20 protein-coding genes are annotated in these 20,431 nt (G+C 56.8%); 18 read left to right on the top strand and 2 right to left on the bottom strand.

The features are described 5' to 3' along the window. Window positions 1-10: 10 nt before the first annotated feature. From QWI16_RS06815 to QWI16_RS06780, 8 genes are all read left to right on the top strand, one after another. Window positions 11-1,051: an aliphatic amidase gene (locus QWI16_RS06815; RefSeq protein ID WP_302712037.1), complete on the top strand. Its 1,041-nt coding sequence runs from the start codon at window positions 11-13 to the stop codon at window positions 1,049-1,051. Then, window positions 1,051-2,103, top strand: coding sequence for an AAA family ATPase (locus tag QWI16_RS06810; protein WP_302712164.1), 1,053 nt, complete (start codon window positions 1,051-1,053; stop codon window positions 2,101-2,103). Before QWI16_RS06815 ends, QWI16_RS06810 begins: the two co-directional genes overlap by 1 nt. Before the next feature lie 263 nt (window positions 2,104-2,366). Next, the gene (gene fmdA, locus QWI16_RS06805) at window positions 2,367-3,599 is read left to right on the top strand and encodes a formamidase (RefSeq protein WP_302712036.1); all 1,233 of its coding nucleotides are present in this window, start codon (window positions 2,367-2,369) and stop codon (window positions 3,597-3,599) included. Between the two features lie 3 nt (window positions 3,600-3,602). Further along, entirely contained in the window at window positions 3,603-3,971 is a 369-nt protein-coding gene (locus QWI16_RS06800; RefSeq protein WP_302712035.1) for a zinc ribbon domain-containing protein, read from the top strand. Between the two features lie 179 nt (window positions 3,972-4,150). Next, entirely contained in the window at window positions 4,151-5,410 is a 1,260-nt protein-coding gene (locus QWI16_RS06795) for an MHYT domain-containing protein (protein ID WP_302712034.1), read from the top strand. A gap of 60 nt (window positions 5,411-5,470) precedes the next feature. Further along, the gene (gene rhlB, locus QWI16_RS06790) at window positions 5,471-7,081 is read left to right on the top strand and encodes an ATP-dependent RNA helicase RhlB (protein ID WP_370659918.1); all 1,611 of its coding nucleotides are present in this window, start codon (window positions 5,471-5,473) and stop codon (window positions 7,079-7,081) included. A gap of 20 nt (window positions 7,082-7,101) precedes the next feature. Next, window positions 7,102-7,959, top strand: a complete 858-nt coding sequence (locus QWI16_RS06785; protein ID WP_302712033.1) for a DMT family transporter — start codon at window positions 7,102-7,104, stop codon at window positions 7,957-7,959. A gap of 62 nt (window positions 7,960-8,021) precedes the next feature. Next, window positions 8,022-9,401: an AmpG family muropeptide MFS transporter gene (locus tag QWI16_RS06780; RefSeq protein ID WP_302712032.1), complete on the top strand. Its 1,380-nt coding sequence runs from the start codon at window positions 8,022-8,024 to the stop codon at window positions 9,399-9,401. 64 nt (window positions 9,402-9,465) lie between these two features. Here QWI16_RS06780 and QWI16_RS06775 read toward each other — a convergent pair whose 3' ends face one another. Next, the gene (locus QWI16_RS06775) at window positions 9,466-9,783 is read right to left on the bottom strand and encodes an MGMT family protein (RefSeq protein ID WP_302712031.1); all 318 of its coding nucleotides are present in this window, start codon (window positions 9,781-9,783) and stop codon (window positions 9,466-9,468) included. Between the two features lie 29 nt (window positions 9,784-9,812). Here QWI16_RS06775 and QWI16_RS06770 point away from each other — a divergent pair, with 29 nt between their 5' ends. From QWI16_RS06770 to QWI16_RS06730, 9 genes are all read left to right on the top strand, one after another. Further along, a complete protein-coding gene (locus QWI16_RS06770) occupies window positions 9,813-10,847 on the top strand; it encodes a DUF481 domain-containing protein (protein ID WP_302712030.1) in 1,035 nt (344 codons plus the stop codon). 54 nt (window positions 10,848-10,901) lie between these two features. After that, a complete protein-coding gene (locus QWI16_RS06765; protein WP_302712029.1) occupies window positions 10,902-11,369 on the top strand; it encodes an FxsA family protein in 468 nt (155 codons plus the stop codon). Window positions 11,370-11,601: 232 nt separating this feature from the next. Then, entirely contained in the window at window positions 11,602-11,892 is a 291-nt protein-coding gene (gene groES / locus QWI16_RS06760) for a co-chaperone GroES (protein ID WP_302712028.1), read from the top strand. A gap of 52 nt (window positions 11,893-11,944) precedes the next feature. Continuing rightward, window positions 11,945-13,591 (top strand): chaperonin GroEL, encoded by a 1,647-nt coding sequence (groL, locus tag QWI16_RS06755; RefSeq protein ID WP_302712027.1) that lies wholly within the window; start codon window positions 11,945-11,947, stop codon window positions 13,589-13,591. A gap of 174 nt (window positions 13,592-13,765) precedes the next feature. Next, a complete protein-coding gene (sodB, locus tag QWI16_RS06750; RefSeq protein WP_302712026.1) occupies window positions 13,766-14,347 on the top strand; it encodes a superoxide dismutase [Fe] in 582 nt (193 codons plus the stop codon). 146 nt (window positions 14,348-14,493) lie between these two features. Then, window positions 14,494-15,264, top strand: a complete 771-nt coding sequence (locus QWI16_RS06745) for a hypothetical protein (RefSeq protein WP_302712025.1) — start codon at window positions 14,494-14,496, stop codon at window positions 15,262-15,264. 72 nt (window positions 15,265-15,336) lie between these two features. Next, on the top strand, window positions 15,337-16,857 hold the full coding sequence (locus QWI16_RS06740; RefSeq protein WP_302712024.1) for a fumarate hydratase: 1,521 nt from the start codon (window positions 15,337-15,339) through the stop codon (window positions 16,855-16,857). A 50-nt stretch (window positions 16,858-16,907) separates the two neighbouring features. Continuing rightward, window positions 16,908-17,246: a 4a-hydroxytetrahydrobiopterin dehydratase gene (locus tag QWI16_RS06735; protein WP_302712023.1), complete on the top strand. Its 339-nt coding sequence runs from the start codon at window positions 16,908-16,910 to the stop codon at window positions 17,244-17,246. A 146-nt stretch (window positions 17,247-17,392) separates the two neighbouring features. After that, window positions 17,393-18,124: a sulfotransferase family 2 domain-containing protein gene (locus QWI16_RS06730; RefSeq protein WP_302712022.1), complete on the top strand. Its 732-nt coding sequence runs from the start codon at window positions 17,393-17,395 to the stop codon at window positions 18,122-18,124. A 32-nt stretch (window positions 18,125-18,156) separates the two neighbouring features. Here the strand turns inward: QWI16_RS06730 and can are convergent, their stop codons facing one another. Next, complete coding sequence (gene can, locus QWI16_RS06725) at window positions 18,157-18,786, bottom strand: carbonate dehydratase (protein ID WP_302712021.1); 630 nt, start codon at window positions 18,784-18,786, stop codon at window positions 18,157-18,159. Between the two features lie 109 nt (window positions 18,787-18,895). Between can and sbcB the strand changes: the two genes are divergently transcribed. Beyond that, complete coding sequence (gene sbcB / locus QWI16_RS06720) at window positions 18,896-20,368, top strand: exodeoxyribonuclease I (protein ID WP_302712162.1); 1,473 nt, start codon at window positions 18,896-18,898, stop codon at window positions 20,366-20,368. Window positions 20,369-20,431: the final 63 nt, after the last annotated feature.

Raw genomic sequence — 20,431 nt, 5'->3', positions numbered from 1 at the left:
GGAGATTGCCATGCGACACGGTGATATTTCCAGCTCCCCGGATACCGTGGGAGTGGCGGTGGTGAACTACAAAATGCCGCGCCTGCACACCAAGGCTGAAGTCCTGAAAAACGCCCGTAACATTGCCGAGATGATCGTCGGTATGAAACAGGGCCTGCCGGGGATGGATCTGGTGGTGTTTCCCGAGTACAGCACTATGGGCATCATGTACGACGGAGACGAAATGATGGCCACAGCGGCGACGATTCCCGGTGAGGAAACAGAGATTTTCTCCGCCGCCTGCCGCGAGGCGAATGTCTGGGGTGTGTTTTCCCTGACTGGTGAGCGCCACGAGGAGCATCCTAAAAAGGCCCCCTACAATACGCTGGTGTTGATCAACAACAAAGGCGAGATCGTCCAGAAGTATCGCAAATGCATACCCTGGTGCCCTATCGAGGGTTGGTACCCAGGAGATCGCACTTATGTAACCGAAGGGCCTAAGGGTTTAAACATCAGCCTGATTATTTGCGACGATGGCAACTACCCCGAGATCTGGCGCGACTGCGCCATGAAAGGGGCCGAGCTGATTATTCGCTGTCAGGGGTATATGTACCCGGCCAAGGAGCAGCAGGTGATGATGGCGAAAACCATGGCCTGGGCCAACAACTGTTATGTGGCGGTGGCCAATGCCACAGGCTTCGACGGCGTTTACTCCTACTTCGGCCACTCGGCGGTGATCGGTTTTGACGGACGCACGCTCGGAGAGTGTGGCGAGGAAGACATGGGCGTGCAGTACGCACAGCTGTCTGTGTCTCAGATTCGTGACGCGCGCAAGAACGACCAGTCCCAGAACCATTTGTTCAAACTTCTGCACAGGGGCTACAGCGGAATTCACGCGTCTGGAGACGGCGATAAAGGTGTGGCCGATTGCCCCTTTGATTTCTACCGCTCCTGGGTTCTTGATGCCGAAAAAACTCAGCAACAGGTCGAATCCATCACCCGCAGCACCATCGGTGTGGCCGACTGCCCTGTGGGTAACCTGCCTGTGGGTGAAAAAGAAAAGACCGCTTGATGGTATTTATTAACGACCTCTTGGCCGACAACCAGGCGGCGAATCAGCGGGCCGAGCGGCCTGCTGATTCTGGAAAAGGCCACTACCCCAGCCGGTTTCGCTTTGACCTGGAAGCCGGTTGTCGCTATGTGCAGGAGCACCTGGTGGGGCAGGACGCCGTGTCTCAGTCCCTTTGCGAAGCCTTGGCCGTCGTCAAAGCCGATATTGCCGATCCCGCCCGACCCTTGTGGTCAGCGTTGCTCGCCGGGCCAACCGGTGTGGGCAAGACCTCAAGCGTTAAGTTGATGTCGGAGGTATTGACCGGCTCGGCAGACGCTTACTGCCGAATCGACATGAACACCTTGTCACAGTCGCATTACGCCGCCGCGTTGTCCGGCGCACCGCCTGGGTATGTTGGCAGTAAAGAGGGTGTGAGCCTGTTCGATGAAGCGGCCATTAAAGGCGATTTCAGCACTCCTGGGATTGTGCTTTTTGACGAGGTTGAAAAAGCCAGCGATGAGGTCATTCTGGCGCTGCTCAATGTGCTGGAGGAGGGCAAGCTAACGCTGACCGGATCGGGTAAAACTTTGGATTTTCGCAATACATTGATTTTCTTTACCACAAATCTGGGCTCGCGTGAGGCGGCGATGAACGCTTCTTTTTTACGCCGGCTTACAGGTCGCGGCGCTAAGTCGTCTGTGCGAGCAGCCGTTGAATCATTTTTTGCCCCCGAATTTTTTAACCGTCTGGATGCCGTTCTGGAGTTTCGGCCCCTGAGTGTAACCTCTGCAGAGAAAATTCTGCAGATTGAGTTGCAGCACTTGAACCAGAGGCTGTCCAAAAAATCCTTGCGCTTGACGTTAACTGTTAGTGCCTGCGATCAGCTTCTCGTGCGCGGTTTTAATCGCCGCTACGGGGCCCGTGCGGTGCGCCGCATCGTGCGAGAAACCATAGAGGCGCCGCTGGCGCAGTTTCTCTTTTCGTCGTCTTTTACCCCCAGCGCTGGCAGCGCCGTCACTGATGTGCAAGGCGATTGGAGTGGTGGGCGTCTTCGCTTTTTTGTCACTCCCTAAGTCTGAAGCCTATTTCCTGCCTCTACTCAGGTACGCGCTTGTTGCCTCGCCCATAGCTCCTATTATGTCTGCTTCTACCTCTTAATTTTCGCAGCTCCTGAGTCCTTGCTTCTGTGTTTTGCGTCTATGCGTCATTTGACGTAGGTGTCGGGCAATTTGTCGTATTGTTGATGACGGCGGTCAATTCGATACTGGGCGTGAATTCAGACGGATGAGCACACTCATCCAACCCTGCATACACGGCCCAACTAGGAGCTTCTGCCATGACAGAAACCATCGTCAAAATTGACTTATCCAAGTCACCCTATGAAAACGATATGATCCACAACCGCTGGCATCCTGATATCCCCATGGTGGCGACCGTCAAGCCGGGTGATGATTTTATTATGGAGTGCTACGACTGGACCGGCGGTCAGATTGCCAATGATGACAGCGCCGACGATGTGCGCGATGTCGATTTGTCGCAGGTGCACTTTCTCTCAGGCCCTGTGGGGGTTGAGGGTGCGGAGCCGGGCGATTTGCTGGTGGTGGATATTCTCGATATCGGCGCTTTTCAGGAGAGTCAGTGGGGCTTTAACGGTTTTTTCTCCAAGAACAATGGTGGCGGCTTTCTCACTGAGCATTTCCCCGAGGCGCAAAAGTCCATCTGGGATTTCAACGGCATGTTTACCAAATCCCGCCATATTCCCGGCGTTGAATTTGCCGGTTTGATCCACCCAGGGCTGATTGGCTGCCTGCCGTCAAAAGACATGCTCGATACCTGGAACAAGCGCGAGAAGGCGCTCTACGATACCGAGCCCGATCGTGTGCCGGCCCTGGCCACCTTGCCCTATGCCGACACCGCGCACATGGGTCGCTTGAGTGGCGATGCTGCCAAGACGGCGGCCGCCGAGGGTGCGCGCACCGTGCCTCCACGTGAGCACGGTGGTAACTGCGATATTAAAGACTTGTCCCGTGGCTCTAAGATCTACTTCCCGGTGTATGTGGAAGGCGGTGGTCTAAGTGTGGGCGATCTGCATTTCAGCCAGGGCGATGGCGAAATTACCTTTTGTGGCGCCATTGAAATGGCAGGCTGGATTCATCTGCGAGTGAATCTCGTGAAAAGCGGCATGGAAAAGTACGGTATTAAGAATCCGATTTTCAAACCCAGCCCGATCACGCCGAAATACGATGATTACATCATCTTCGAAGGCATTTCAGTGGATGAGTACGGCGAGCAACACTATCTGGATGTGCACGTCGCCTACCGTCAGGCCTGTTTGAACGCCATTGAGTTCCTGACCAAGTTTGGCTACAGCAAAGCGCAGAGTTACGCTATTTTGGGCTGTGCGCCGGTCCAGGGTCACATCAGTGGCGTGGTGGATATTCCCAATGCCTGCGCCACCTTGTGGCTGCCCAACGACATTTTTGAATTCGATATCAATCCCACGGCGGAGGGCCCGACCATTCAGGTGAAGGCGGGTGTGGATATTCCGCTGTCGCCGGATAAGGAGTAAACCATGCCCGTTTACGACTACCGCTGCCAGACCCACGGGGTGTTCAGTGATCTGGCCACCATGAGCAAGAGCGCAGAGCCTGCCCCTTGCCCGGTGTGCGCGCAGCTCTCAGCGAGGGTCATTATGATGTCCTCCCAGTTGCTGGATATGGCGCCGGCCAACCGCCAGGCACACTCGCGTAACGAGCAGGCGAGGGAGCGGCCGCAGTTCTCAACGCCCGAATCCCGTGCTGAGGACAAAGCCAGACGCGAGCACCGCCACGGTAAGGGCTGCGGCTGCGGTGACAAGCCCATTCGTCAGTCCCATGTGATTTACACCGCCGACGGCTCCAAGGTGTTTCCCTCGGCGCGCCCCTGGATGATCAGTCATTAACGCAACTTCGTTTGTTTGAGGGTTTGGGAGGCTTCGGCCTCCCTTTTTTTGGCTAATCAGCCCCTCAGCCGGTCTGGCGCGTAAATCTTTACGTATATTTACGCGCCAAATGCATCCATTGTCATCACGGGTTCGTATCCTCCCGCGCCCCCAAATACACACACGGAGTGTCTACTCTTATGTCCGGTAGCTATAACCTAACGCTGGTGTTCGCCTCTTATTGCGTTGCCGTCATCGCCGCTTACTCGGCGATTTACTTCGGCACCAAGTTATTCGATATGACCGGGCCCGCCCGCAAGTTCTGGCTGGCCACGGGGGCAGCCTGCCTCGGTACCGGCATTTGGTCGATGCACTTTGTCGGCATGAGCGCCTACACCATGCCCATGGAAATGCCCATGAGTTTCAGCCTGTCGCTGACCATTGCCTCCTGGGTGCCCGCTGTGCTGGCATCGGCTCTGGCGCTGACAGTGATTACCCGACCCACGGCTTCGGCAAAGAGTGTCGTAGCCAGCGCCGTCATTATGGGCGCGGGCATATCCGCCATGCATTACGGTGGTATGTACGCCATGCGTATGGATCCTCCCATTCAGTATGACTCGCTGATTGTGGCCATCTCGGTGATCATTGCGGTGGTCGCTTCTGGCGCTGCACTGGTGATCTGCCGGCAGGTGCGCGTGGTGCCCAAGCGCTACGCTCTGGTCACCAAGGCGGTTGCCGCTCTGGTGATGGGCGCGGCCATTTGCGGCATGCACTACACGGGCATGGCGGCTGCCAGCTATCCCATGGGCGCCGAAATGGCCGCGAGCAATGCGCTCAGCGGTCAGTGGATGGGCATACCTACGGCGATAGTGGCCAGTGTCTTTTTGCTGCTCTCTCTGATCGTCGCTTACCAGGATTTTCGCCAGGCGGAGCGCGAGCGGCGCGAGCAGGTGGTCCATGCCCAGAAAATCCACAAAGACGCGTTTCACGACGCCGCTACCGGCCTGGGCAACCGCAGTTATTTTGAGCAGCGGGTAATGAGCCGCCTGGCTCGCAAGGAGGCAGGGCAGGGGTTCACCCTGATCTATGTGGATGTTACCCAGTACCGGGAGCTGGTCGCCAGCGAAGGCGAAGAGGCCGCAGGGGAGTTGATGCGCTCATTTGCCAGTGCCCTGGCCTCGCAGGTGGCCGACACTGAGGAGCTGTCGCGCTACACCAGCAGCAGCTTTATGATGCTGCTGCCGCGCACCGGCACGAGTGAAATTGCCTCCATAGCGGCGCGGCTCAGAGAGCTGATGGCGGGGCATGCCTACGCGCAACGCTTTGGTCAGTGGTCGCTCGGTTACAGTCACTATCCGGATTCTGCCACTAACAGCCGCCTGCTGATGCGCGAGGCCCAGCGCACTCGCTACACCTTCAGTGATCAAGCCACGGCTCCGCTCGCCGAGGCGTTGACATGAGACGGTGGGCGGCAGAATCGTGTATACTCCGCCCACATTTTAGTCAACAGGTGTTGGATTTTGATTGCAAATCTGCTCAAGCGGGTGGTCGGCGGTAATAAAGCGCCGACCCAGCCCCCCCATTCAGACAAACCCAAAGCAGACGGTGAAGCCCGCGGCGGCGCCAAAAAGTCGACCAAGCCCGCGCGCAACAAAGCGGCAAACGGCTCAGGGCCCAAGGCAGACACCGCGGGTAAGCGCAAGAAGTCCAAACCCCGCCATACAGACGCCACCGAGTCCCCTCGCCAGAATAAGCCGCCCAAGGGAGACAAACCGCGCAAAAGTGCCAGTGGCGGCAAGAAAAAGCCCGCCAAACCTGCCCAGAATTGGGACATAACCCAGTTTCCCGTGGCCCCAGTAGAGGGCAAAAGCCGTTTTCACGATTTTGGTCTGGAAACGGATCTGATGCACGCTATTGCCGATTTGGGATTCGAGTACTGTTCTCCGATTCAGGCCCAATCCTTACCCTACGCCCTGCGCGGACGCGATGTGGTGGGTAAGGCGCAAACCGGCACCGGCAAAACAGCGGCCTTTTTGACGGCCATCATCGACGATTTGCTGAAGCACAATCTCACCGAAGAGCGCTACGCCGGCGAGGCGAGGGCGCTGGTCATTGCCCCCACCCGGGAGCTGGTGATGCAGATTGCCGAGGACGCCAAGGCGCTGTGCAAATACACAGATCTGCAGATACACACTCTGGTGGGCGGTATGGATTACGCCAAGCAGCAGCGTCGTCTGCACGACACCTTAGTGGATATCCTTGTGGCCACTCCGGGCCGTCTGCTGGATTTCTGCCGCAATAAAGACGTTTATCTCGACCAGCTGGAAGTGATGGTGATTGACGAAGCCGACCGTATGCTGGACATGGGCTTCATCCCCCAGGTGCGCCAGATTGTGCGCCAGACGCCCAAACGCGAGGACCGCCAAACCCTGTTTTTCTCCGCGACCTTTACCGACGAGGTTCATCGGTTGGTAGAGCAGTGGACCGACAACCCGGTGACGGTGGAGATTCAACCCGAGAGCGTCGCGACGGACACGGTTGAGCAGCACGTCTACCTCGCCAGCACGGACGAGAAATACACTTTGCTGTATAACCTGATTCAAACGCAGGACGTCGACAGTATGATCGTCTTTGCCAACCGCCGTGACGAATGCCGCCGGTTGCAGGATAAGCTGGATCGGCACGGCATCAAGTCCGGCCTCCTGTCCGGTGAAATTGCCCAGAATAAGCGCGTGTCTACTCTCAGAGCGTTCAAAGAGGGCGACATCAAGGTGTTGGTGGCAACAGATGTCGCCGGTCGCGGGATTCACATTGATGGTATCAGCCACGTCGTGAACTTTACCTTGCCCGAAGAGCCGGAGGATTATGTCCACCGTATTGGGCGTACCGGTCGCGCCGGAAGGAGTGGCACCTCCATCAGTTTTGCCTGTGAAGACGACGCGTTTCGCCTCGAGCCGATACAAGCGCTGCTGGGCCGCGAACTGCGTTGCGAGCAGCCGCCCGAGGCCCTGTTGGCTGACACTCCGGCCATGGCCCCGGCCAAACCCAGAGCCTCCTCATCGGGCTCTGGCTCGCAGGCACGGCGCAGTGGTGGCGGTGGACGCGGTCGTGGGCGTCGCCCCTCCCGTTAGAGTGCTCCCTTAGGCTGCGTATGCATAAGCACGCCTCGGCCATCCTCGCTCTGCACTTTACGGTCATTGTCATGGGGGCGACTGGGCTGTTCGCGCGCACCATCGCCCTGCCAGCCTGGGAGATCACTGGCATTCGTACCGCCATCGCGGCGGTGGTACTGGCCCTTTGGGTGTTCTGGCGCGAAGGCGGACTGGGTCTTGCCGGTCCTCGTCACTACCTGCGTATGCTGTTGCTTGGCGTGCTGCTCGGCGCCCACTGGATCACCTATTTTCACGCCATGCAGGTCTCCAGTGTCGCCATCGGTATGATTGCGCTTTTTGCCTACCCGGTCATGACGGTCTTTTTAGAGCCCTTTTTCAATCGTATTGAGCTCAACTGGCGGGACATTGTCAGTGGTTTGCTGGTGTTGCTCGGCATCTACTTCTTGGTGCCCGAGTTCGACGTCAACAACCAAATGACGCAGGGGGTAATCTGGGGGCTGATCTCTGCGCTGCTGTTTGCCCTGCGCAATATTCTGCTCGGGCATTGGTTTCGGGAGGTATCAGCGGCGCGCTCCCTCGGCTACCAAACGGCCATTACCGCGCTTTTGACCCTGCCGTTTATTCTGTCCTTTGGCCGTGTGCCGGCCGCGCAGGACATTGGTCTGCTCCTGTTGTTGGGCGTGGTCTTTACGGCTCTGGCGCACACGCTGCTCGGCTACACCCTGAGATTTTTACGGCCCAAGACAGTGGGCTTGGTCTCTTGTATGCAGCCGGTGTATGGTGTGCTTTACGCCGCGATTGTGCTTGGCAGTATTCCCACCATGGCCACACTCGCCGGCGGGCTGCTAATCAGCGCCGCGTCGTTTTACGAAACTTTGCAGGTGCGTCGCGGCTGAGTCGCCGTGCGCTCTTCGGGCTTTTCTGCTAGTGTTGCGCTTTTGTGGAACCGGCGCAGAATATGCTTGAGCAACAAACAGCCACACCCTCGCAACGACACCGATGGCTTGGCGCGCTCAGCAACTATCGCGATCTGCGTCTGCTCTACATCTTTTTGCTCGGCTGCTCGTCCGGTTTCCCCTTTGTCCTGATTGGCTCAAACCTCAGCGGTTGGCTCACTGATGCAGGTATCTCCCGCTCTCAGGTGGGCCTTTTGTATGTGGTCTTTGCCGTCTATGCGGTGAACTTTCTCTGGGCGCCCCTGCTCGATCGGGTGCGCCTGCCGCTGGTGTGTCGCTGGCTGGGTTTGCGCCGCGGCTGGATCTTCACCTTGCAAGGGGTGATTTTGCTCGCCACCTTGGCGTTGTCCATGACCGACCCCAGCGACAACCTGTTGTTGTTATCCGTCTTGGCACTGGTGGTGTCGACCAGTGCCGCCACACACGACATTGCCATTGATGCCTACCGTATTGAGATTATTGGCCGCGATGAGCGCAAGGTGCCCGCGGCCTCGGCCATGAGCATTGTCGGCTGGTGGACGGGTTACTCCCTGCCGGGTTACCTGGCTTTTGCCAATGCCGAAACGGTTGGCTGGGCCGGTGTCTATCTGTGGATGGCCGTGGTGGTTGCTGTGCTGATGCTATTTACTCTGTTGGTACGCGAGCCCAACACCGATCGCCAGGCCTTGCAGCGCGAGGCGGAGCTGCGCTACGCCGGTATGATGCACGCGCGCAACACGGGTACCGGCCGGGCGCTGGTATGGCTTACGGTGACGGTGGTCGAGCCCTTTGCCGACTTTTTTCGCCGCAACGGCTGGCGCCTGGCGCTGTCGATTTTACTCTTTGTGTTTTTATTCAAAATTGGCGAGGCGTTTCTCGGGCGCATGTCCATTGTCTTTTACCGGGAGGTGGGCTATTCCAATGAGCAGATCGCCCAGTACTCAAAGCTGGTGGGCTGGGGGCTGACCATAGCTTTTACCCTGATCGGCAGCACCATTAACATACGCTACGGCATTGTTCGCGGCCTGTTTATAGGTGGTATAGCCATGGCCGCGAGCAACCTGATGTTTGCCTGGATTGCTGTCGCGGGACCGAAAGAGAGCCTGTTTCTCGCCACCATTGTGGTGGATAACTTTTGTGCCGCCTTTTCGACGGTAGCGTTTGTCTCGCTGCTCACCTGGCTTACCGGGCGGGCTTTCTCCGGTGCGCAGTACGCGCTATTGGCCTCCTTGGGGAGCCTTGGGCGCACGTCACTGTCTTCAGGCAGTGGCTTTTTAGTGGATGCCTTAAACGGTAACTGGGCGCTGTTTTTTGTCCTGACGGCGCTGATGGTCATTCCGGGCTTGGTGCTGCTGGTGTTTATCGGTCGCAAGCTGCGCGGCGCCGATGAGTCAAAAGCCTGAGCGTTTTGAAAAAAAGGGGCGGAACAATAGCCTGATTGAGAACCCTGCTCTAACGGGTGGTGTCCTATACAGCTTGCGGCGGCCAGCCGTAAATGGTGAGATCGACTCGCTCGCCGGTAAAAATGACACCTTCGTCTTGCAGGCGCTGGCGCTGCAGTTGCCCGGCACTGCCGGGCCCGAGCGAGAGCCGGCCAGCGGCATTGAGCACCCGGTGCCAGGGCAACTGGCTGTGCTCGGGTAGCTGGCGCAAAACGCTACCTGCCCAGCGGGCCGCGCCTGGCCGGCCAGCCAGGCGCGCCAGCTGGCCATAAGTAAGCACACGTCCGGGCGGAACCTGGGCAAGGGCGGTATAAAGCGCTGTGCGATGATTGTTTTCGGGCATGGATTGCTCTGGCCGGATACAGAATAGATATGAAGAGCATTGTAAAACATTTGCTGTGGGCGGTTGCCGTCGCCTTGCCTCTGGCCGCTGAGGCGGGCTTTGTCGAACTGTTCAATGGCGATCGTCTTGAGGGGGATTTCGTCAAGCTTGAGGGTGACAAGCTGGTGTGGTCATCCAGTAACTTTGGCGACGTACGTATTGCCCGTAGCAAGATCAAGAACATCAGCACCACCATGCCCATGAAAATCAGTGGTAGTGCTACTCCTTGCCTGCTCGATGGAATGAAACAAGAGTACCTGTTTTACTCCTGCGGGGGCGACCCCGATCAGCGCAGCGTGCCCCTGGCGGCGCTGGATGTGATGATGCCCTTTGAGAGCCACATTGAGGGCGAATACACCTACGGTGGCAAATTCAGCCTTTCGGGATTTTTCGCTGAGGGTAACGACATCCGCCGCGACATCAAAATGAAAACCCAGCTCGATTACCGTCGTAGCGAGTTCCGCCACAACGGACTGCTCGAGTACGCCAGTTACTCATCGGACAATGAGGCCCCGGACGAGTTGTGGCTGGGGCGCTATACGGTGGACTGGTTTTTCCGCGAGCGCTGGTTCTGGAACAACGATGTCTCGGTTGGGGCTGACGAGTCGCGTGCCGTTGAGGCCTATTACACCTTCGGTAGCGGTACCGGTTATCAGTTCTGGGAAAACAGCGATACGGCCCTTGCGCTCACCGCCGGTCTGACTTACCTGAACGAGCGTTATGAAATACCGGAAAACCCCGAGCCGGATTTTGAGCAGGTCAATGAACGCTTTGCCGGCAGGCTGGGCACGACCTTTCGCTACAAGCTGCCACTGGGGATCTCCTTTTTTCATCGTAACGAGATGATTCGTTCGCTGGAAAACGACAGCGACTGGCGCTTGACCACCAATACCGGGGTCAGTACCGTGATTGCGGGGGAACTCTACTCAGAACTCAAAGTCGACTACAACGTGGACAATCAGCCTCAGCAAGACAAAAAGCGCGAAGACACCCGCCTGATGGTGGGGGTCAGCTACGAGTGGTAGCCTACTTGAGAACCGCTTCGCGGTCGTAATCCAGCCAGACACAGGCCCCAAACTATGCCGTTTATCCTGCTTCTTTTTATTGTCGTTCCCCTGATTGAGATTGCCTTGTTTATTCAGGTGGGGGATGAAATCGGCGTACTGGCCACCGTGGCGCTGGTGGTGTTTACCGCGGCGCTTGGCGTGCTCTTGTTGCGCTGGCAGGGGGTGGCGACTCTGCTTCGTGCCCGCTCGCGAATGGCAGCCGGGGAAATGCCTGCGCGGGAAATGGTGGAAGGGCTGATGCTGGCCATTGCCGGTGCTTTGCTCCTGACCCCGGGCTTTTTCACCGATGCGGTGGGGTTTGCCTTGTTGGTGCCTGCCTGTCGCAAAGCGCTGTTTAATCTGGTGCGCGATCGCATCACCGTGCAGGGGGTGGCCGGTGGACGCACAGGTCCCTATGGTGGCAGTGATGGCCATACCTTTGAGGGCGAGTACGAGCGGGCTGACGCCGCTAAAGACCGGGATCGCCTGTCTAAAAAATAGTCATCTCCAAGATCTTCCTCCCAAGAGCAAGTTTTTTTGCATTTTTTCCGCCCGGGGCTATTGAAATGCCCTGGATGATCCCCACTTCCTGAGCAGGTTGGCGGCCCGCACCCGAGGCGGCGTCGCCAAATGAGAATTTTTGCCCTGGGCTGATTGGTCCGGGGCAAAGTCCCGGGACTCCGGGGAGTTAACAATACTGAGCAATTAACCTGCTAGTTGGAGATAACAGTCCATGAATATTCGTCCGTTACACGATCGCGTTGTGGTTCGCCGCAAGGAAGAAGAGGAAAAAACCGCCGGTGGCATCGTTCTGCCGGGCTCCGCCAAGGAAAAGCCCAATCAGGGTGAGGTGGTTGCTGTGGGCAACGGCCGCGTTCTCGATAATGGTGATGTACGCCCCGTCGATGTGAAGGTGGGTGATGTTGTGGTGTTTGGCAAGTACGCCGGCAGTGACACCATCGAGGTCAACGGTGAAGAGCTGGTGATCTTGAGCGAAGGTGACATTAAAGCTGTGTTGTCCTAATTGCCTCTGCCCCTCATTTGTCATTGAACGAATTATTGGAAGGAATTGAATTATGTCTGCAAAAGAAGTGAAATTTGGTGACAGCGCCCGTCAGCGTATGGCAAAAGGCGTGAACATCCTGGCCGATGCGGTCAAAGCCACTTTGGGACCCAAGGGCCGCAATGTGGTTCTGGAAAAATCGTTCGGCGCGCCGACCGTGACCAAAGACGGTGTTTCCGTGGCCAAGGAAATTACCCTGGAAGACAAGTTTGAGAACATGGGTGCGCAAATGGTGAAAGAGGTTGCCTCTAAAGCCTCTGACGACGCCGGTGACGGTACCACCACTGCGACGGTTCTGGCTCAGTCAATCGTCAACGAAGGTTTGAAATCTGTCGCTGCCGGTATGAACCCGATGGATCTCAAGCGCGGTATCGACAAGGCGGTAGCCGCTGCTGTGGCGCACATTCGCTCCATCGCTCAGCCCTGTGACACCCCGAAAGCCATTGCCCAGGTGGGTACTATTTCGGCCAACAGTGATTCACACATTGGTGACATCATTGCCGAGGCTATGGGCAAAGTCGGTAAAGAAGGCGTGATTACCGTGGAAGAAGGCACCAGCCTGGAAAATGAGCTGGATGTGGTGGAAGGTATGCAGTTTGACCGCGGTTACCTGTCGCCTTACTTCATCACCAACCAAGACAACATGATGGTTGAGCAGGACGATCCCTACATCTTGTTGGTGGACAAGAAAATCTCCAACATCCGCGAGCTGCTGCCGACTCTGGAAGCCGTTGCCAAATCTGGCAAGCCGCTGGTCATTGTGGCCGAAGACGTCGAGGGCGAAGCGCTGGCAACTCTGGTGGTCAACAACATGCGCGGTATCGTTAAGGTATCGGCTTGTAAGGCGCCGGGCTTCGGCGATCGCCGTAAAGCCATGCTGCAGGATATTGCCGTGCTGACCGGCGGTACCGTCATCAGCGAAGAAGTGGGTCTGGATCTTGAAAGTGTGACTCTTGAGCATCTGGGTACCGCCAAGCGCGTTACCATGAGCAAAGAGAACACCACCATTGTCGATGGTGCTGGCGACGCTAAGGAAATTGAATCCCGCGTAGCGCAAATTCGCACACAAATCGAAGACACTTCTTCTGATTACGATCGCGAAAAACTGCAAGAGCGTGTGGCGAAGCTGGCCGGCGGTGTTGCCGTGATCAAGGTGGGTGCTGCCACCGAGATCGAAATGAAAGAGAAGAAAGCCCGTGTTGAAGACGCATTGCACGCAACTCGTGCGGCGGTGGAAGAGGGCGTTGTGCCCGGCGGTGGTACTGCTCTGCTGCGCGCCGTAGCAGCGATTGCCGATCTGACCGGTGACAACGAAGAGCAAAACGCCGGTATCGCTATTGCACGCCGCGCGATGGAATCGCCGCTGCGTCAAATCGTCACCAACGCTGGTGAAGAGGCCTCTGTTGTGGCTGAAGCCGTGCGTAAAGGCGATGGTAATTTTGGCTTTAACGCGGCCACCGGTGAGTACGGTGACATGCTGGAGATGGGTATTCTCGATCCGGCGAAAGTGACCCGCACCGCGCTGCAGGCCGCCGGCTCTGTGGCTGGCCTGATGATCACCACCGAAGCCATGGTAGCGGATAAGCCTGACGAGAAAGGCGGCTCTGCTCCCGATATGGGCGGTATGGGCGGTATGGGTGGCATGGGCGGCATGATGTAAGCCCAGCGAGCCTAAGAAGGCACCTGCTTGGCAGGTGCCTTCTTCGCATTTAGGCGCTATACTTTGGCGCTCACCTCATTAAAAGTATCGGCGGGCAGTCCTGCTGATGACAATATCCGCACAAAGCCGGCTTTGGTCGGTGTATCAATTTCACCGTGTTTTAAGGAGAACTTTATGGCTTTTGAATTACCGGAACTGCCCTACGCAAAAGACGCTCTCGCGCCGCACATTTCCGAAGAGACCCTGGAGTATCACTACGGCAAACACCACAAGACCTACGTCGACAAGCTCAACGGCATGGTGCCGGGCACTGAGTTTGAAGGCAAAACGCTGGAGGAGATCATCAAGAGCTCCAAAGGTGGTGTGTTCAACAATGCCGCGCAGGTGTGGAACCACACTTTCTACTGGCATTGCTTGAGCCCCAACGGTGGTGGTGAAGCAACGGGCGCTGTGGCGGCAGCTATCGACAGTGCGTTTGGCTCTTTTGACAAGTTCAAAGAGGAGTTCACCAACTCTGCCATCGGCAACTTTGGCTCTGGCTGGACCTGGCTTGTGAAAAAAGCCGACGGCTCTGTCGCCATCGTAAACACCAGCAATGCCGAAACGCCTCTGACCGATGAGTCGGTGACCCCAATTCTGACCGTGGATGTTTGGGAGCACGCCTACTACATCGACTACCGCAATGCCCGTCCGAAGTACATGGACGCTTTCTGGGCGTTAGTGAACTGGGATTTCGTCAATCAGAACTTTGCTTGATTGATGCTCAGAAATTGCGAAAATGCCGGGCCTAGCCCGGCATTTTTGTTTTTGAACAGGCCCGCGTGAGCGGCGCACTTCCCTTCTTTTTTCCGGTCATACCTGTTATAACCACACCCAGTCATACGATGTTGCACAGGTAGTTTATGGAACGTAAAGAACCCACATTGTCCGGTATTGTCCCTGAGCGGGACGACGACCATCCGCGTCAAGACCCTCAATCGGCTGGAGCGGGCAGGTCCCGCTCAAGCCCTTCCGCCCCCGAGCCGCCACCTTCAGGCGGTGGCTCTGGCTGGGTTGCAGGTCTTGCACTTTTGCTGGCGTTTGCCGGCCTCGGCGGTGGGGGTTATCTCGCCTGGCAGCTGACAGAGTCCAATAAAGCGCTGGTTGCCGCGCAAAACCGTATTACCGATTTGGAGGCGCGTCTCGATCTCAACTCCGACCAGTCCAGCGAAACCGTGGATGAAATTCGCGATAAGCTTGAGTGGGCTGACTCCGAAATCCGTAAGCTCTGGGGGGTGTCGCACGACACCAACCGCAAGAAAATTACTGCCAATGAAGATGCGCTCGCCGCGCTGAAAAAGCAGGTGGGCGCTGTTGAGAAAGACGCCGCCTCGGCGCGCGCCAGTGCTGCCAGCATTAAGCGCGAGCTGGAGGGGCGCCTGCAGGCGTTGAGCACGCAGCTCAGCTCGGCCACGAAAGCGGTTGAAACACTGCGCTCAAGCGCTGACCAGCTGCAAAGCCTGAGTCTCGATGTGCAGCGCCTGACTCAACAAATGCCCGGACTGCGCGATTTGGCCAGCCGCGTCAAAACCAACGAAGAGGCCATAGCGGCTATCGATGCCTACAGACGCAACCTCAACAGGGATATTTTGCAGCTGAGACAGCAGCTCGGCACTTCGGCGAGCAGCCCTTGAGGTCGCAGCGGGCAATCGCCTCTCCCATGGTGTAAAATCACGCGCAAAATCCGAAACCCCTGAGATTTTGCTATGACCACCGTGATCAAAGAAGCCGATTTCATCGAGAGCGTCGCCGACGCTCTCCAGTTCATTTCCTATTATCATCCCGTCGATTTTATTCAGGCTGTGCATCAAGCCTACGAGCGCGAGGCCAATCCGGCGGCAAAAGACGCCATGGCACAGATTCTGATTAATTCCCGGATGTGCGCCATGGGCCACCGGCCAATCTGTCAGGATACAGGCATTGTGACCGTGTTTGTCGAGGTGGGCATGGAGGTTCAGTGGGATGCGCGCATGGGTGTCACCGACATGGTCAATGAGGGCGTGCGCCGGGCCTACAATCACCCGGATAACGTGCTGCGTGCGTCGATTCTGGCCGATCCCGATGGCGCCCGCAAAAACACCGGGGACAATACACCGGCGGTGATTCACTACAATATCGTGCCGGGCAATACCGTCGAGGTGCATGTGGCCGCCAAGGGTGGTGGTAGCGAAGCCAAAACCAAATTTGCCATGCTCAACCCCTCCGACTCAGTGGTTGACTGGGTGTTGGACATGGTGCCGAAGATGGGCGCAGGCTGGTGTCCGCCAGGCATGTTGGGGATCGGTATAGGCGGTACCGCTGAAAAAGCCATGTTGCTGGCGAAAGAGGCCCTGCTGGACCCTGTCGACATACAGGAGTTGCAGGCCAAAGGCGCCGACAATCGCGCTGAAGAACTGCGCCTGGAACTCTATGACAAGGTTAACCGCTTGGGGATTGGCGCTCAGGGGCTCGGCGGCCTGACCACTGTGCTGGATGTCAAGGTCAAAGATTACCCCACCCACGCCGCCAACAAAGCTGTGGCCATTATCCCCAACTGCGCCGCTACCCGCCACGCGCACTTTACTCTGAAGGGGGCGGGACCTGCACTGCAAACACCGCCATCGTTGGACGACTGGCCGGAGATTACCTGGGAGGTGTCCGATTCGGTGCGGCGGGTGGATCTCAATACGGTTACCGCGGAAGAGGTCAAACAATGGCAGCCGGGGGATACCTTGCTGCTGTCGGGCAAGATGCTCACCGGCCGCGATGCCGCGCACAAGAAAATGGTGGATATGCTGGCGAAAGGTGAATCCCTGCCCGTGGACCTGACCGGCCGGTTTATCTACTACGTTGGCCCGGTGGACCCGGTGCGCGATGAAGTGGTCGGCCCCGCTGGACCTACCACAGCGACGCGCATGGACAAATTTACCCGAACTATGCTGGAGCAAACGGGTCTGTTGGGTATGATCGGTAAGGCTGAGCGCGGCCCGACCGCCATTGAGGCGATTCGCGACAATGAGTCTGTCTACCTGATGGCTGTGGGCGGCGCCGCCTATTTGGTAGCGCAAGCGATCAAATCGGCAAAGGTGTTGGGTTTTCCTGAACTGGGTATGGAGGCGATCTACGAATTTGATGTCAAGGAAATGCCGGTGACCGTTGCCGTCGACAGCAAAGGTGAATCCGTTCATCAAACCGGACCACAACTCTGGCGCAGCAAAATTGAAGAGGGTGTGGTGTTAGTAAATTAACTTATCCGGGCGGCATTTTGCCGCCCGGCAACGCTTGAGGAGGAATGAGCATGTCAGAACTTCAAAAGCAACAGTGTGAAGCTTGCAACGCGGATGCACCGCGTTTGTCTGAGCAAGAGATACAAACGTATCTGCAACAGGTGCCCGGCTGGCAGGTTAAAGATCACGACGGGGTGGCGATTTTGACTAGGCAGTACACGTTTAAAAACTTTGCCGAGGCGCTGTCTTTTACCCAGAAAGTGGGCGAGCTGGCTGAATCCTATCAACACCACCCGGCACTGGTTACCGAGTGGGGTAAGGTGACGGTGGATTGGTGGACGCACAAAATAAAGGGTTTGCACCGCAATGATTTTATTATGGCGGCAAAGACCGATGGACTCGGTGGTTAGCGGTTACAATTTTACACATATATCGTCCAAAACCAGAGCCTTTGCGCTTTTCAAATCGTAGAGTTCTGGTATCTTCACCCGCTTTACCACTGTGCAGCAGTGGACACAGCTTAGGCTGCATCCACCTTTTACTAAGCAGGAAAAGAATGCGCAAGATAATTTTTCACTATCACCTTTTTAAAAATGCGGGTACGTCTCTAGATTCGCAATTGAAGAAGAATGTTTCAGAAAATCAATGGGTGACCCGGGAGTTTCCGGGGCCGCCGGAAGCGAACCGGAAAAAAGTCTCTGAATGGCTCAAAGAGGAGCCCAGTGCGCAGGTTTTTTCTTCACATACTGCCTGCTTTCCACCGCCGAAAATGTCTGGCGTAAGAGTTCTGCCCATTATTTTCATTCGTCATCCCATCGATCGCCTCGCCTCTATCTACGCCTTTGAGCGTAAACAGGGGACGGATAACTTTGGGGCGGTTCTTGCCAGAAACACAAATTTCTCCGGTTACATTGAGAGCCGCCTTGCAATTCCCCGAGATCGGTTGTGCCGTAATTTTCATACAGAGCGTCTCGCCATGATGTATGCGCCTAAAGTAGGCTCAGAAATGGTGCGTGCAGAGAAAGCACTCGCTGAGCTGCCTTTTGTCGGAGTGGTCGATCGCTTCGATGCGTCTTTGGTGCGGCTGGAGCGCTGGCTGCACGCCGAAGGGTTTGCGGATTTTCAGCTCGAGGCGGTTAAGGAGAATGTCTCACGCGACGGTGAAAAAACGCTGGCGGAGCGATTGGAAGACATCAGGCAGGAGGTGGGTGATACCGTCTACCAGAAACTGCTGGATGCCAATGAAGACGATTTAATTCTCTATCGGCAAGCCTGCGAGTTTCTCTGATGTCTATCAAGCTCCGCAAAAGCGGAGCTTTTTCAACTCAGTCGATAACGACTGCTTACCTCGTCAAGGCTATCTATCGGCTCCATCAGTTGGCGAATAATGCCGTCCTTAATGCTGTAGCACCAGCCGTGAATGGTTAAATCTTGCCCACGCTGCCAGGCGTTTTGCACGATATTGGTGTGCGAGACGTTGGCGACTTGCTGCATTACGTTGAATTCACACAGCCGCTCCAGGCGCTGCTCTTCATCTGCTATGTTTTCCAGCTCTTGCTGATGATTGAAATACACGTCGCGAATATTGCGAATCCAGTAGTCGACGATGCCCACCTGCTGATTTTGCATGGCCGCTTTGACGCCGCCGCAACCATAGTGGCCGGTGACCATAATGTGCTTGACCTTGAGCACTTCGACTGCAAACTGCATAACCGACAGGCAATTCAGGTCGGTGTGTACCACGAGATTGGCAACATTGCGGTGCACAAAAATGTCGCCGGGCATTAGGCCGACAATCTGGTTGGCAGGCACACGGCTGTCGGAGCAGCCGATCCATAGAAATTCCGGGGTCTGCTGCTGAGACAGCTTGGCAAAAAACTCCGGGTCCTCGGCTTTGATCTTCTCAGCCCACTCGGCATTTTGTTTGAATAGATAATCTAGATCGGACATGAACTCCTCCTGCTGTTTGGCAAGCACAAGTATATTTCAAATAAACGGGTAAATGGTACAGTAGCCCTGCCTGAGACACTGATGGAGGGTCATTTTGGCCAATACAGGAATGCACACGTTCTACTGGCATGATTACGAAACCTGGGGAGAAGTCCCGGCGCTGGACAGACCCTCACAGTTTGCCGGTGTGCGCACCGATGCCGATCTGAACATCATCGGCGAGCCTCTGATGATTTACTGTAAGCCGCCGCCGGACCTTCTGCCCAAGCCCCAGGCGTGTTTAGTGACCTCGTTGACCCCTCAGCACGCGCAGCGCCAAGGCCTCTGTGAGGCCGATTTTATGGCGCAAATCCATACCGAGCTGGCGACAGCGGGCACTTGCGCGGTGGGTTATAACTCGATCCGTTTTGACGATGAAGTTACCCGTTACGGACTCTACCGCAATTTTTACGATCCCTACGAACGCGAGTGGAAAAACGGCAACTCCCGCTGGGACTTGATCGATGTAGTGCGGATGACCCGCGCACTCAGGCCGGAGGGGATCGAGTGGCCCAACTACGAAGACGGCAGCCCCTGTTTCAAGCTAGAGGCGCTCAGCGCCGCCAATCAGCTGGAGCACGGCTCAGCGCACGATGCCCTATCCGATGTCTATGCCACCATCGCCCTGGCTCAACTGGTTCGCCGCCGCCAACCGCGCCTGTTCGACTACGCCTTCAAGCTTCGCAACAAGCGCTTTGTTGCCGATTTGATCGATATTGACGCCTTCAAGCCCGTGCTGCATATCTCTTCTATGTTTGCGTCGCAGCAGGGCAATGCGGCGCTGGTGGTGCCCCTGGCTTATCACCCGCAGAACAAAAACAGTGTAATTGCCTACAACCTCGCGATTGATCCCATAGAGCTGTTCTCTTTGCCCGCCGAGGAGCTGGCCGGGCGGCTGTTTACTCCTAAGGCAGATTTGCCCGAGGGCGTAGAGCGTCTGGCGCTAAAAGAGATTCACTTGAACAAATCGCCCATGGTGCTGCCAGTGGCCATGCTGGACGAGCAGACCGAGCAGCGCCTGGGGCTCGACCGCGCGCTATGTGAGCAGCACTGGCGACGTTTTAGCGCCATGACGCTGGTGGAGGCGACCGCTCTGCGGGCGAAGCTTGCCAAGCTCTACCAGTTATCGGCGTTTGCGCCGCGCACCGACCCGGAAACCATGCTCTACGACGGCTTTTTTGACGATCACGATAAGGCGTTGATGCGCCGAGTGCGTCAGTCGAGCCCGGCGGCACTGGCCGAAGGCAACTTTGACTTTCACGACCCGCGCCTGGCCGAGTTGCTCTGGCGTTACCGGGCGCGCAATTTCCCCGAGACCCTTAATCAGAGCGAACTCGAGCGCTGGCGAGTCTTTTGTCTGCAGCGTCTGACTCAGCCCGAGGCCGGTGCCTCCCTGATAAAAAGTCAGTTTGACGAGGAAATAGCGCGTTTGGCGCAGCAGGAGTCGCTTAGCGAGGCCCAGCGGGAGCTGCTCGCGCAGTTGGCCGGTTGGTCAGAGAAGCTGCTGGCCGAGGCTCGGTCGGGCGGCGGGGAGGGCAACTAAAAGGCCTCCGATGCCAAAAAAGACTAAAGAGAATCTGCCAAACTACGCTATATAGTATATAGA

It is taken from the genome of Gilvimarinus algae, from assembly GCF_030518215.1.
Taxonomy (GTDB): domain Bacteria; phylum Pseudomonadota; class Gammaproteobacteria; order Pseudomonadales; family Cellvibrionaceae; genus Gilvimarinus; species Gilvimarinus algae.
The sequence above is the reverse complement of the archived record's forward strand: the minus strand, read 5'-3'. Positions and strand labels throughout refer to the sequence as shown.

Bases quoted from the DNA above. Each gene is read 5' to 3' on its own strand.
- QWI16_RS06780 (WP_302712032.1), top strand. From the start codon at position 8,022: ATGCTTGAGCAACAAACAGCCACACCCTCGCAACGACACCGATGGCTT.
- QWI16_RS06765 (WP_302712029.1), top strand. From the start codon at position 10,902: ATGCCGTTTATCCTGCTTCTTTTTATTGTCGTTCCCCTGATTGAGATT.
- QWI16_RS06795 (WP_302712034.1), top strand. From the start codon at position 4,151: ATGTCCGGTAGCTATAACCTAACGCTGGTGTTCGCCTCTTATTGCGTT.
- QWI16_RS06735 (WP_302712023.1), top strand. From the start codon at position 16,908: ATGTCAGAACTTCAAAAGCAACAGTGTGAAGCTTGCAACGCGGATGCA.
- QWI16_RS06770 (WP_302712030.1), top strand. From the start codon at position 9,813: ATGAAGAGCATTGTAAAACATTTGCTGTGGGCGGTTGCCGTCGCCTTG.
- QWI16_RS06745 (WP_302712025.1), top strand. From the start codon at position 14,494: ATGGAACGTAAAGAACCCACATTGTCCGGTATTGTCCCTGAGCGGGAC.
- QWI16_RS06785 (WP_302712033.1), top strand. From the start codon at position 7,102: ATGCATAAGCACGCCTCGGCCATCCTCGCTCTGCACTTTACGGTCATT.
- QWI16_RS06775 (WP_302712031.1), bottom strand. From the start codon at position 9,783: ATGCCCGAAAACAATCATCGCACAGCGCTTTATACCGCCCTTGCCCAG.
- can (WP_302712021.1), bottom strand. From the start codon at position 18,786: ATGTCCGATCTAGATTATCTATTCAAACAAAATGCCGAGTGGGCTGAG.
- groL (WP_302712027.1), top strand. From the start codon at position 11,945: ATGTCTGCAAAAGAAGTGAAATTTGGTGACAGCGCCCGTCAGCGTATG.
- QWI16_RS06810 (WP_302712164.1), top strand. From the start codon at position 1,051: ATGGTATTTATTAACGACCTCTTGGCCGACAACCAGGCGGCGAATCAG.
- QWI16_RS06730 (WP_302712022.1), top strand. From the start codon at position 17,393: ATGCGCAAGATAATTTTTCACTATCACCTTTTTAAAAATGCGGGTACG.
- fmdA (WP_302712036.1), top strand. From the start codon at position 2,367: ATGACAGAAACCATCGTCAAAATTGACTTATCCAAGTCACCCTATGAA.
- sbcB (WP_302712162.1), top strand. From the start codon at position 18,896: ATGCACACGTTCTACTGGCATGATTACGAAACCTGGGGAGAAGTCCCG.
- QWI16_RS06740 (WP_302712024.1), top strand. From the start codon at position 15,337: ATGACCACCGTGATCAAAGAAGCCGATTTCATCGAGAGCGTCGCCGAC.
- groES (WP_302712028.1), top strand. From the start codon at position 11,602: ATGAATATTCGTCCGTTACACGATCGCGTTGTGGTTCGCCGCAAGGAA.
- QWI16_RS06800 (WP_302712035.1), top strand. From the start codon at position 3,603: ATGCCCGTTTACGACTACCGCTGCCAGACCCACGGGGTGTTCAGTGAT.
- QWI16_RS06815 (WP_302712037.1), top strand. From the start codon at position 11: ATGCGACACGGTGATATTTCCAGCTCCCCGGATACCGTGGGAGTGGCG.
- sodB (WP_302712026.1), top strand. From the start codon at position 13,766: ATGGCTTTTGAATTACCGGAACTGCCCTACGCAAAAGACGCTCTCGCG.